This window comes from Achromobacter sp. Marseille-Q0513 (assembly GCF_018195695.1).
In the GTDB taxonomy this organism is placed as follows: Bacteria; Pseudomonadota; Gammaproteobacteria; order Burkholderiales; family Burkholderiaceae_B; genus Achromobacter.
Window position 1 is genome coordinate 20,237 of record NZ_JAGTJY010000056.1, and the last position, 11,195, is coordinate 31,431.

At 70.2% G+C, this 11,195-nt stretch carries 12 protein-coding genes; 7 read left to right on the forward strand and 5 right to left on the reverse strand.

The features are described from left to right. The 3 genes from KDH83_RS13905 to KDH83_RS13915 form a co-directional block, all read left to right on the forward strand. The coding region (locus KDH83_RS13905; protein ID WP_212316670.1) for a methyl-accepting chemotaxis protein at positions 1–1,040 on the forward strand (1,040 nt) is incomplete at its 5' end. Between the two features lie 105 nt (positions 1,041–1,145). Next, the gene (locus KDH83_RS13910; protein WP_212316672.1) at positions 1,146–2,990 is read left to right on the forward strand and encodes a methyl-accepting chemotaxis protein; all 1,845 of its coding nucleotides are present in this window, start codon (positions 1,146–1,148) and stop codon (positions 2,988–2,990) included. A 95-nt stretch (positions 2,991–3,085) separates the two neighbouring features. After that, a complete protein-coding gene (locus KDH83_RS13915; protein ID WP_212316674.1) occupies positions 3,086–3,586 on the forward strand; it encodes a DUF2199 domain-containing protein in 501 nt (166 codons plus the stop codon). A gap of 24 nt (positions 3,587–3,610) precedes the next feature. Here the strand turns inward: KDH83_RS13915 and KDH83_RS13920 are convergent, their stop codons facing one another. Together KDH83_RS13920 and KDH83_RS13925 are read right to left on the reverse strand one after the other, a co-directional pair. Next, the gene (locus KDH83_RS13920) at positions 3,611–3,976 is read right to left on the reverse strand and encodes a DOPA 4,5-dioxygenase family protein (protein WP_212316676.1); all 366 of its coding nucleotides are present in this window, start codon (positions 3,974–3,976) and stop codon (positions 3,611–3,613) included. Between the two features lie 51 nt (positions 3,977–4,027). Next, positions 4,028–4,387 (reverse strand): translation initiation factor Sui1, encoded by a 360-nt coding sequence (locus KDH83_RS13925; RefSeq protein WP_212316678.1) that lies wholly within the window; start codon positions 4,385–4,387, stop codon positions 4,028–4,030. A 211-nt stretch (positions 4,388–4,598) separates the two neighbouring features. Between KDH83_RS13925 and KDH83_RS13930 the strand changes: the two genes are divergently transcribed. Then, positions 4,599–5,648, forward strand: coding sequence for an NADP(H)-dependent aldo-keto reductase (locus KDH83_RS13930; protein WP_212316680.1), 1,050 nt, complete (start codon positions 4,599–4,601; stop codon positions 5,646–5,648). 17 nt (positions 5,649–5,665) lie between these two features. Here the strand turns inward: KDH83_RS13930 and KDH83_RS13935 are convergent, their stop codons facing one another. Together KDH83_RS13935 and KDH83_RS13940 are read right to left on the reverse strand one after the other, a co-directional pair. Further along, positions 5,666–6,118, reverse strand: a complete 453-nt coding sequence (locus KDH83_RS13935) for a GNAT family N-acetyltransferase (RefSeq protein WP_212316682.1) — start codon at positions 6,116–6,118, stop codon at positions 5,666–5,668. A gap of 32 nt (positions 6,119–6,150) precedes the next feature. Further along, entirely contained in the window at positions 6,151–7,095 is a 945-nt protein-coding gene (locus KDH83_RS13940) for a LysR substrate-binding domain-containing protein (RefSeq protein ID WP_212316684.1), read from the reverse strand. Positions 7,096–7,212: 117 nt separating this feature from the next. Here KDH83_RS13940 and KDH83_RS13945 point away from each other — a divergent pair, with 117 nt between their 5' ends. Genes KDH83_RS13945 through KDH83_RS13955 form a run of 3 tightly spaced genes read left to right on the forward strand, consistent with a single transcriptional unit; the run spans position 7,213 to position 9,888 of the window. Further along, positions 7,213–8,403 carry a Xaa-Pro peptidase family protein gene (locus tag KDH83_RS13945; protein WP_212316686.1) on the forward strand — a complete coding sequence of 397 codons (1,191 nt, stop codon included), beginning with the start codon at positions 7,213–7,215 and terminating at the stop codon, positions 8,401–8,403. Continuing rightward, positions 8,387–8,923 (forward strand): GAF domain-containing protein, encoded by a 537-nt coding sequence (locus tag KDH83_RS13950; protein ID WP_212316688.1) that lies wholly within the window; start codon positions 8,387–8,389, stop codon positions 8,921–8,923. Before KDH83_RS13945 ends, KDH83_RS13950 begins: the two co-directional genes overlap by 17 nt. Next, positions 8,920–9,888 (forward strand): tripartite tricarboxylate transporter substrate binding protein, encoded by a 969-nt coding sequence (locus KDH83_RS13955; RefSeq protein WP_212316690.1) that lies wholly within the window; start codon positions 8,920–8,922, stop codon positions 9,886–9,888. Before KDH83_RS13950 ends, KDH83_RS13955 begins: the two co-directional genes overlap by 4 nt. Positions 9,889–9,919: 31 nt before the next feature. Here KDH83_RS13955 and KDH83_RS13960 read toward each other — a convergent pair whose 3' ends face one another. Further along, positions 9,920–10,879, reverse strand: a complete 960-nt coding sequence (locus tag KDH83_RS13960; protein ID WP_212316692.1) for a hypothetical protein — start codon at positions 10,877–10,879, stop codon at positions 9,920–9,922. Positions 10,880–11,195: the final 316 nt, after the last annotated feature.

Genomic DNA, 11,195 nt, shown 5'->3' on the forward strand with positions numbered 1-11,195 from the left:
CCGGCCGCGAGCAGATGGCGCGGTGGAGCGTGCTGGCCGTCCTGGCGCGGGCCGCGCTCGCGCTGGGCGGGCTGATCGCGCGCTCGATCGCCGGGCCGCTGGCCGAGGCGGCGGCGCTGGCGCAGCGCGTGGCCGAGTCGGACCTGAGCGCGCGCGCCGCGCCGCAGGGAAGCGACGAGACGGCCCGGCTGCTGGCGTCGCTGAACCGGATGAGCGAGGGCCTGAGCGGCACGGTGCGCCAGGTGCAGGCCGGGGCCGCCGCGATCGAAGGCGCGGCCGGCGAGATCGCCGCCGGCAACCATGACCTGTCGCGCCGCACCGAGGAACAGGCCGCCAGCCTGGAGGAAACCGCGGCCTCGATGGAACAGTTCACGGCCACGGCGCGCCAGAACGCGGCCGAGGCGCTGGCCGCCGGCGAGCGCGCCCAGGGCGCGGCCGAGCTGGCGGACCAGGGCGGGGCGGCGGCGCGCGAGGCCAATGCGGCGATCGGCGCGGTGCAGGGCAGCGCGGCCCGCATCTCGGAGATCATCGGCGTGATCGAAGGCATCGCCTTCCAGACCAACATCCTGGCGCTGAACGCGGCGGTCGAGGCCGCGCGCGCGGGCGAGCAGGGCAAGGGTTTCGCCGTGGTCGCCAGCGAGGTGCGCAGCCTGGCGCAGAAGTCCGCCACGGCGGCGCGCGAGATCAAGGACCTGATCCAGCTGTCCGTCGAGCAGATCGAGGGCGGCGCGGCCAAGGTCTCGCGCGCGGGCGCCGTGATCCAGGGTCTGGTGACCGAGATCCGCGAGGTCTCGGGCCTTGTCGGCGGCATCGGCGCGGCGGTGGCCCAGCAGACGGCGGGCATCGAGCAGGTGAACCAGGCCATCGCGCAGATGGACGACATCACGCAGCAGAACGCCGCGCTGGTGGAAGAGGCGGCCGCGGCGTCGGAAAACCTGCTGTCGCAGGCGGCGGCGATGAACCGCAAGATGGCGGAGTTCACGCTGCGGGACGAGCCCGTTCCCTTGCGTGTCGACAATCTAATCCCGCTGCGTGGCTAAAGTCGCGGCCCCCGCTGCCGTAAGTTTGGTGAGGCGGCGCGCGTTCCGGATGGAAACGCCGCCGCTGGCCGGGCCCGGCCCGGGCCGATGCATTGAGATGAGAGCATGAAAATTACTTCGCTGCGCAACCGGATCCTGTTGATCACGGGGCTGACCGTGGTGGGGGCGCTGGCCCTTTCCGGCGTGACCACCTACAAGATCGTGCGCGACAACATGATGTCGGCCATCGCCGGCACGCTGGACGCGGTGGCCAACGGCAATGCCAGCGCCATCGAGCGCTGGTCGGCGGACAAGGCCCAGGCGGTCTCGGCCACCGCCGCCGTGGTGGAAAAGGGCGACCCGCGCGGACTGACGCGCCTGATGGGCCAGACCAACGATTTCCCCATCACCAGCATCGGCTGGTCCGACAAGACCTTCTTTTCCACGGCCAATACGCCCGCCGACTACGATCCGACCTCGCGCCCCTGGTACAAGAGCGCGGTGGAATCGGGCAAGCTGACCGTGACCAAGCCCTACGGCGATTCCGGCACCGGCAAGCCCTACGTGGCCTTCACCACGCCCATCGTGCGCGAAGGCAAGACCATCGGCGCGCTGAGCGGCGCGGTCGCGCTGGACGGCGTCAAGGCCATCATCCAGGCCATCCATCCGACGCCGTCCAGCCTGGCCTTCGTGCTGGGCAGCGACGGCCAGGTGATTTCCCACGTGGACGACAAGTTCGCGCTCAAGCCCGCCACCGAGGTCGCGCCCGAGCTCAAGCCCGAGGCGCTCAAGGGCCTGGCGCGCGACGGCGGCGAGCCGGCGGTGATCACGCTGGCCGGCGCCGAGAAGCTGGTCAAGGCCAAGCGCATTCCCGGCACCGACTGGTACCTGGTGGTGGCGCTGGACAAGGCCGAGGCCACGGTGGGACTGACGCAGGTGTTCAACGCCACGCTGATCGCGCTGGTGGTGCTGACGCTGGCCGCGCTGGCCATCGCCAGCCTGATCACCTCGCGCGCCTTCAAGCGCCTGTCCGCCGTGCGCGACGCGATGGACACGATCGGCTCGGGCGACGGCGACATGACGCACCGGCTGGACGTGGTGGGCCACGATGAAGTGGCGCAGATCTCCAAGTCCTTCAACGCCTTCGTCGACAAGATCAGCACCGTGATGCTGGACGTGCGCGCCGGCGTGGGCTCCATGAGCACCGCGACCAGCGAGATCGACATGGGCAACCGCGATCTGTCGCAACGCACCGAGACCTCGGCCGGCTCGCTGGAGGAAACCTCGGCGGCGCTGACCCAGCTGACTTCCAGCGTGAAGCAGACCGCCGAGACCGCCGAGCAGGCCACGCGCCTGGCCACCGAGGCCAGCACCGCCGCCGAGCGCGGCGGCCAGGTGGTGTCCGACGCGGTCCACACCATGGGCGCGATCTCGCAGTCGTCCGAACGCATCACCGAGATCATCAGCGTGATCGACGGCATCGCCTTCCAGACCAACATCCTGGCGCTGAACGCGGCGGTGGAAGCCGCGCGCGCCGGCGAACAGGGCCGCGGCTTCGCGGTGGTGGCGGGCGAGGTGCGCACGCTGGCCCAGCGCAGCGCCGCCTCGGCGCAGGAGATCAAGGCGCTGATCGAGGCCTCGGTGCAGAATGTCAAGAGCGGCACCCAGCGCGTGCAGGCCGCCGGCGTCACCATGACCGAGATCGTGCAGGGCATCGACCGCGTGCAGCGGCTGGTCACCGAGATCCACGGCGCCATGACCGAGCAGAGCGTGGGCATCAGCCAGATCGACCGCAGCGTCTCCGACATGGACCAGGCCACGCAGCAGAACGCCGCGCTGGTCGAGCAGTCGGCCGCCGCGGCCGCGCTGCTGAACGACCAGGCACGCGCGCTGGCCGGCACGGTGGCGCGCTTCAAGCTGCGCGGCGACCAGCGCCAGGCCGGTCCGGCGCTGGCCCTGAGCCACGGCTAAGGGATCGGGCGGCGCGGCGGAACTTCCCGCCGCGCCGCCTTGCGGCACAATAGGGCGTTTCCACGCCGCGCCGGCGTCCGCCGGCCCAGACTTCCATGTTCCGTTTCGAATGCAAGGCCTGCGGCCAGTGGCATGAAGGCATGCCGGCCTTCGACGCCGAAGCGCCGCTGTTCTACTACCTGATTCCCGAGCCTGAGCGCGCCGCGCGCTGCGAGCTGTCGTCCGACGTCTGCGTCGTCGACGGCAAGTACTTCTTCGTGCGCGGCTGCATCGAGATCCCCGTGCATGGGGCGGACGAGCCCTTCGTCTGGGGCGTCTGGGTGTCGCTGAGCGAAGCCAGCTTCGGCCAGTACCTGGACAGCTACGATGAACCCCGGCGCGCGCACCTGGGGCCGTTCTTCGGCTGGCTGTCCGCCAGCTTCAAGGTCTATCCGGAAACGGAAGGCAGCTTGAAAACCCATGTCCATCTGCGCGACGACGGCGTGCGGCCCTATATCGAGCTGGAAGCCACCGATCATCCGCTGGCGCTGGAGCAGCGCCAGGGCATCGACGCGGCGCGGCTGGCGCAGATCTACGCGGCCTATATGCACGCCTGACGGCGGCGCCGTGCTGGCTGGCGGTCAGCCGCCCAGCGCCCGCAGGTTGAGCGCATGGCTGCGGCCCAGCCAGACCGCGCAGTCGCGGTGGTCGCGCAGCGAGTCGCCGGTGTTGGGATGCGCGAACACGTCCAGCGCGCCGTGGTTCAGCGCCAGCCAGGTCATGATCTCGGTGAACTCCGCCGGCGGGAAAGCTATCTGGTAGCTCCAGCACGGGTGCGGCCCCACCAGCTTCTCGTGGAAGCGGCCCATCTCCATCCTGTCGCCGAAGCGCGCGATGACGCGTTCGCGGAACGCATGGGCCGCGTCCCGGCTGGCCGCGTCGAAATACACGTGGGCGTGCCAGCCGCTCACGGCGGCGGGTTCGAGGTCGATATCAGTCGTGCTCATGCTCTTGCCTGGCAGGGCCGGCCGCGTGGCCGGCGATGAATGGGGCGCGTCTCAGCCGCCGGCCAGCTTGGCGCGATGGCCCAGCTTTGCCAGCGCCTGCGCGACGCGTTCGCGGTGGTCGCCCTGGATCTCGATCACGCCGTCCTTGACGGTGCCGCCGCTGCCGCAGGCCGTGCGCAGCTGCTTGCCCAGCTGCTCCAGCGCCGGGCCGGCCATCGGCAGGCCGCGTACCAGCGTCACGCTCTTGCCGCCGCGGCCCTTGCTCTCGCGCCAGATGCGGGCCACGCCGTCGCCGGCGGGGGCCGGCGCGGCGGCCTGGCAGGCGCAGGCGGCGACGGGGCGGCGGCAGGCGGGGCACATGCGGCCGCCGTCGGTGGAATAGACCAGGCCGCCTATGGATTTGTTTTTCATGAACTTATGGCGCGAAGCGCGGGACGATGACGCAGTGTATCGCCTTGCTGCCCGGGCGCAGGCCGGCCTGGCGCGCCGTGGCGGGGATCGCGGGCCGGACGGGGCGGCGGCCCGTCAGCGGATTGCCAAGCGACTTGCGGTATGGTGTCGCCTTTCCGGGACCCGCGCGCCTGTCCCAGGCTCGGCCCCACCCATCCGCAGGGAGCAGAACTTGAAATACCGCAAACTCGGCCGCAGCGGCCTGGACGTCAGCCTGATCGGCCTGGGCACCATGACCTGGGGCGAGCAGAACACCGAGGCAGAGGCGCACGAGCAGCTCGACTACGCGCTGGCGCGCGGCATCAACCTGATCGACACGGCCGAGATGTACCCCGTGCCGCCGCTGGCGCAGACCCAGGGCCTGACCGAGACCTATATCGGCACCTGGCTGGCCAGCCGCAAGCGCCGCCAGGACGTGGTGCTGGCGAGCAAGGTCGCCGGCCCGGTGCGCGACCCCAAGCGTCCCGGCCACATCCGCGACGGCAAGACCTTCCTGGACCGCAAGAACCTCACCGCCGCGCTGGATGCCAGCCTGAAGCGCTTGCAGACGGACTACCTGGACCTGTATCAGCTGCACTGGCCCGACCGGACCACGGCGACCTTCGGCAAGCTGGCCTATCCCTGGACCGAGGGCGAGCAGACCGTGGCCATCGAGGAAACGCTGTCCGTGCTGCAGGACTTCGTGCGCGAGGGCAAGGTGCGCCATGTGGGCGTGTCCAACGAAACGCCCTGGGGCGTGGCGCAGTTCCTCAAGCACGCCGAGAACCAGGGGCTGCCGCGCATCGTGTCCATCCAGAATGCCTACAGCCTGCTCAACCGCGTGTTCGAGAGCGGCCTGTCGGAATTCTCGCGCCACGAGGACGTGGGCCTGCTGGCCTATTCGCCGCTGGCCATGGGCATGCTCTGCGGCAAGTACCTGGACGGCGCCCGGCCCGAGGGCGCGCGCCTGACGCGCTACGAGCGCTTCACGCGCTACAGCAATCCGCAGGCCGAGGCCGCCACCGCCGAGTACGTGGCCCTGGCGCGCCGGCTGGACCTGTCGCCGACGCACCTGGCGCTGGCCTTCATCAACCAGCAGCCCTTCGTGACGAGCAACCTGATCGGCGCGACCTCGCTGGCGCAGCTCAAGGAGAACATCGACAGCGCGGAGGTCACGCTGCCGCAGGAAGCGCTGGACGGCATCGCGCAAATCCACGCGCGCCATCCGAACCCGGCGCCCTGAGGCCGGACGGCCCAGCGCTACAGCCTCAGGCTGTACACCTGGGCCGTCTCGCCCCACGGGTGGTAGCCGACGCCGTCGGGCTGGAAGCCGAACTTCTCGTAGTAGCCGCGCAGGTCGCTGCACAGGTGCAGCGACCTGAAGCCCAGCGCGCGGGCATGGTCCGCCGCGTGCCGGATCAGGCGTTCGCCCAGGTTGCGGCCGCGCAGGTCTTGCTCCACATGCAGCGCGCACAGCCACGGATACAGTTCGCCGCGGCTGATGAAGTCGTTGGTGATGAGGCCGGCGCAGCCGACGAGGCGCGCGCCGTCGCGCAGCACATACCATTGCGGCAAGGGGTTCTCGGCGCCGATGCAGCGGGTGATGGCATCGTCGTACATCATCATGGTGTCCGCGCTGGCCCATTGCCGCTGGAAGTAGCGGATGGCATCCAGGCGGATGGCGGGTTCGTCGCGTACGGAAACGATCTGCACGGGCTCTCTCTTCGTGAATGGGGGGCGCCGGTTCAGCCGGCCGCCTGCTGCATGCCGGCGGTGGCGCGCAGGCTGTCCTGCAGCTGCGCCAGCACGCGGCTGGGCGCGTCGGCGCTCCACATCATACCCACCGCGCCAAAAGCCAGCGGCTCGGGCAGCTTGACGATGTCGACCAATTTCAGGCGCTTGTACAGTTGCGCCACCGAACTGGCCAGCGTCGACACATAGCCGGTTTCGTGCAGCAGCGCCTGCAGCGCCACCAGCGAGGCGGTCTCGATGCGCGGCGAGGGCGTGGCCACGCCGGCCTGGGCGAAGGCCTCTTCCAGCCTGCCGCGCGATACCGTGCCCGCCGGCGGCATGATCCAGGGATGCGCGGCGGCCTCTTTCCAGCCGGGCCTTCGCAGCCGGGCCAGCGGATGGCCGGGCCGCGTCACGATGCTGAAGGTGTCGCGCATCAGCGGTTCCATGCGCAGTCCGGCCTGATGACCGCGCACATCCAGCGGGCCGACGATCAGGTCGAGTTCATGGCGTTGCAAGCGCTCGATCAGGGGCGTCACCAGTCCCTCCACCACTTCCACGTAGATGCCGGGGAACTCGCGCTGCAGGGCCGCGATGGCGCGCGGCAGCAGCACCGGCGAGGCCGACAGCACCGTGCCCACGTGCAGCCGGCCGGCGATGCCGGATTTCACGGACTCGATTTCCTCGCTGGTGCGGCGCAGGTCGCCCAGCATGCGGCGCGCATGCCGCGCCAGGACTTCGCCCGCTTCGGTCAGGCGCAGTCCCCGGTTGCGCAGGAACAGCGGCGTGCCGACCAGGTCTTCGATGTCGCTCAGCCAGTGCGATACCGCCGGCTGCGTCATGTGCATCAGGCGGGCCGCGGCGGTGACGCTGCCGGCTGACGCCAGCGTCAGGAAAATCTCCAGGTGCCGCAGCTTCAGCCGGCGCGCCCAGGCGATGTGGTCCAGGTTCCAATCCATGCCGTGGCTCCGTCAAGTATGAGTAAACGCTAATGGAAAGCTCAGGATTATTCATTTGTCGGCCATGGTTGGCGATACCAGAATACCCGTAGCACCCCACCACTTCCGGTATCCGACATGCCCAGACTGACTACTGCCGTCTGGCGGCACCGCCGCCAGCAGATGAATGACCTGATGGACGCGCTGCGCCTGGACGCGCTGGTGTTCACCTCGGCCGACTTCTTCCAGTTCGCCACCAATTTCCATACCGACGTGCTGCCCTGGGAGCGGCCCATATACGCCGTGGTGCCGCGCGACGGCGATGGTTTCCTGGTGATGAACGAGCTCTCGACCAACCACATGCGCTTCTCGCGCGAACAGGGCAAGGTCTGGATCACCGACGTCAGCTTCTACGCCGAGCATCCGCGCGTGGTCGAGCGCCTGCCGTTGCCGTCGGAGCTGCCCGAGCTGCTGGCGCAGCGCCTGGCGCGGGCCGGCCTGGCGCGGGCGCGCATCGGCGTGGAGGGCGGCAGCCCGGCGCTGACCGCCGCGGCCGCGCAACTGCCCGACCTGCGCCTGTTGCCCTGCACCCGCGAATGCCGCGCGCTGCGCTGGCGCAAGCACGAGGAAGAACTCGCGGTGATGGCGGCGATCGGCTCGCTGGCTGACTGGTTGCAGGAACGCTACCGCGAGAACATCCGTCCGGGCCGGCTGGTGCAGGAGCTGGATTGCGCGATGGCCGCGCTATGGGTGCAGGAAGCCGCCGAGCGCTTTCCGGGCGAGCAGTTCGAGGTGATCCGGGCCTGGACGCTGAGCGGCCCGGCGTCCGCGTCGCCGCATGGCGACGGCGCGTCCTGCGGCGCGCGCATCCGCGAAGGCGACGTGCTGGTGAATATCCTGATTCCGCGCCTGAACGGGCTGGCCATCGAGAACGAACGCACCTGGTTCTGCGGCCGGCCCAGCGCCGAGCAGGCAGCCCTGTGGACGGCGGCGCGCGACGCCAACCTGGCCGGCATCGAGGCCGCGGTCAGTGGCCAGCCGGTCAGCGGCATCGACGCCGCCGCGCAGGCGGTGATCGAGCGCGCGGGCTACGCCGCCCACATCCGGCACCGCACCGGCCATGCCATCGGCATCATCCATCACGAGTATCCGGAGAACATGGCGTTCTGCCATCGGCCGCTGGAAGACAACGAGGTGTATTCCGTGGAGCCCGGCCTGTACGTCTACGGCATCGGCGGCTTCCGCATCGACGATACCGTGGTCGTGGGCCGCGAGCCGCGCACCCTGACCGCCACGCCCAAGACGCTCGACTATGCCACGGTCCTTTGAACTGACGGGCGCACCGGCCCTGGCGCGGGCGCTGGCCGGCGGCTCACAGCCGCAGGCCGGCCTGCGGCAGCTGGACGCGGCGCTGGCGCGGGACCTGGGCCATCGGCTGTTCACCGTGCTGGCGCTGGACTGGACGCGCGGCCTGAGCGTGCGCCATTACAGCAGCGCGCCACTGGCCTATCCGCCCGGCGGCGCCAAGCCCATCGTGCCCGGCGGCGAGTTCCATGCCCGCGTCATCGAGGCGGGCGAGCCGCGCTTCTGCGCCGACGCCGACGCCATCCGCGCCGCCTTTCCCGACCACGCGCTGATCCTGTCGCTGGGCTGCGAATCGGCCGTCAATGTGCCGGTGCGCTGGAACGGGCGCACGCTGGGCTCGCTGAATCTGCTGCACGAGGCGGGCTGGTATGGCGAGGACATGCTGCCCGTCCTGCGCGTCTACGGCGCGATGGCGGTGCCGCTGCTGCAGCAGATCCATCTGGACCGATCACACGACAATACGACCACAGGGGAAACACCATGAACATCAAGCGAGTGCTGGCCGCGCTTTTGCTGGCCGGGCTGTCGCCCGCCGGCGCGCAGGCCGAGGCGCAGTATCCGTCCAAACCCATCACCATCGTCTATCCCTACGCGCCCGGCTCGGCCTCGGACACGCTCAGCCGCGTGGTCGGGGAAGTATTGCAGAAGGCGCTGGGCCAGCCGGTGATCGTTGAGAACAAGCCCGGCGCGGGCGGCACCATCGCGCTCGAGTACGTGTCCCGCGCCCAGCCCGACGGCCACACGCTGGCCTTCACCGCCAGCGGCGCGATGGCGGTGAGCCCGCATCTTTACAAGCTGCGCTTCAAGCCCACGGAAGACCTCGCGCCCATCACCACGCTGGTCGAGATCCCCTTTGTCTTCGTCACCCGCGCCGATGCGCCCGAGCGCGATCTGCAAGGCTTCATCCGCAAGGCCCGCGCCACGCCCGGCGGCGTGACCTCGGCCAACGCCGGCATCGGCACCCAGGCGCACCTGACGCAGATGCTGTTCCAGAACGCCGCCGGCATCGATCTGAACGTGATCGCCTACAAGGGCGGCGCGCCCGCCGTCAACGACCTGATGGGCGGACACCTGGACTCGATGATCGACAACGCCGCCGCGCAGGCCGGCTATATCCAGGCGGGCAAGGTCCGTGGCCTGTTCGTCACCAGCAAGTATCGCGTGGCCGCCTATCCGGACGTGCCCACGGCCGAGGAGGCCGGCCTGCCCGGATTCTCGGCCGTGGGCTGGTTCGGCCTGGCCGCGCCGCGCGGCACGCCCGACGCGGTCATCCAGCGGCTGAACGCCGCGCTGGTGGCGGGGCTGGGCGAACCCGCAGCGCGCAAGCGCTTGACCGATGCGGGCTGGGTGCCGGTGGTGGGCACGCCCGAGGAGGCGCGCGAACGGGCGCGGGCGGACCTGGACGCGCTGGGCAAGGTGGTGCGGCAGATCGGCTTGCAGCCGAATTGACCGGTCAGCGCCGCTGTCGCGGGGGGCGGCCTCAGCGGGCTGCGCAGCCCGGCGCGCGCGGCAGTTCCGCGCCCGGCGCCAGCAGCAGGCGCGCATTGCGTCCGGGCACATAGGACAGCGTGCGCGCGCGCCACGCGGGCACGTCGGCGTAGGCCACCTGCGCGTTCTTGCCGCTGGACGGCCGGCCGTCCAGGTCCAGCTGCGGCGCCTGGAGGCAGGCATCCTTGATCTCCAGCCTGGCCAGCTCCGCGCCGTCGCGCCAGCGCACGGCGCGGAACGTCAGCGGCGTTTTGCGGGTGATCACCTTGCCCTGTTCCACATAGCTCGCTCCGCCCGGCCCCGTCACCAGCCGGTTCGGTTCCTGGCGCACGACGGTCTCACCGGGCGGCGTCATCAGGAAGGCGGTGTCGCCGTCGATGTCGAGCAGCATGCCCGCGCCCAGGCGCACGACCTGCAGGGAATCGTGCCGTACCAGCGCGGTCTCGGTCCAGTCGGTCTGCACCCGGCTCCAGCCGGGCATGCGCGCATCCAGCAGCTTGCGGGTCTCGACCGTGTCGCGCGCCTCGTCCTCGGACAGCCGCAGACGCTCCACGCGCAGGCGGCCGCCGCGCGCCGTCAGGCCGGCGAGAAAGGTCTCGTTCGAATCGCGGAAGAACATCAGCACGCTGTCCGGGCCAACGGGCAGGACGGGGTTCAGGCAGTAATAGGGGCGCTTGGCGAGCCTGGCGTCATCGGGATGCAGGTAGCGTCCGAGCGTCCCGCCGGGGCCGCACAGCGCTTCGCCCTGGAACGAGGCGGAGGTGATGCGGAATGTCTGGCTCTGGCCGGTGTTCACGTCGCGCTGGCTCTGCTGCGCGGCGTCGATGCGCAGGCCGCCCGCGTCGAACACGGCGGCGGCCTGGGCCGTGGCGGCGAGCATCAATGGCGCGGCGGCCAGGCTGGCGCTGCGCAGGCAACGGGACAGGCGGGCATGGCGGAGCAGGGTGCGCAATGGAGTTCCTTCCTGTTGGGGCGGGCGTTCAAACATAGCACGCGGGGACTCGGCGCCGCATGGCGGTCAGGCTTGCGGCGCTCTTGCTCTGGCGTGTCGCACAAGCCTTGTATGGGCACGGGAGCGCGCCTATAGTCGATCCGTCGAGGGGAAGTCGCGTCCCGCGCATCCATCCTCACCGAAAGCCCGCCTGCCCATGCAGCGGGCTTTTTTCGTTTCCGAACCCCATCCCTGCGATTCCTTTCCTGAATACGGATCCCTATGCAACGACTCATACCCATCAACGTGGGCCAGCAGGCCAATGACCGCAGCGGCG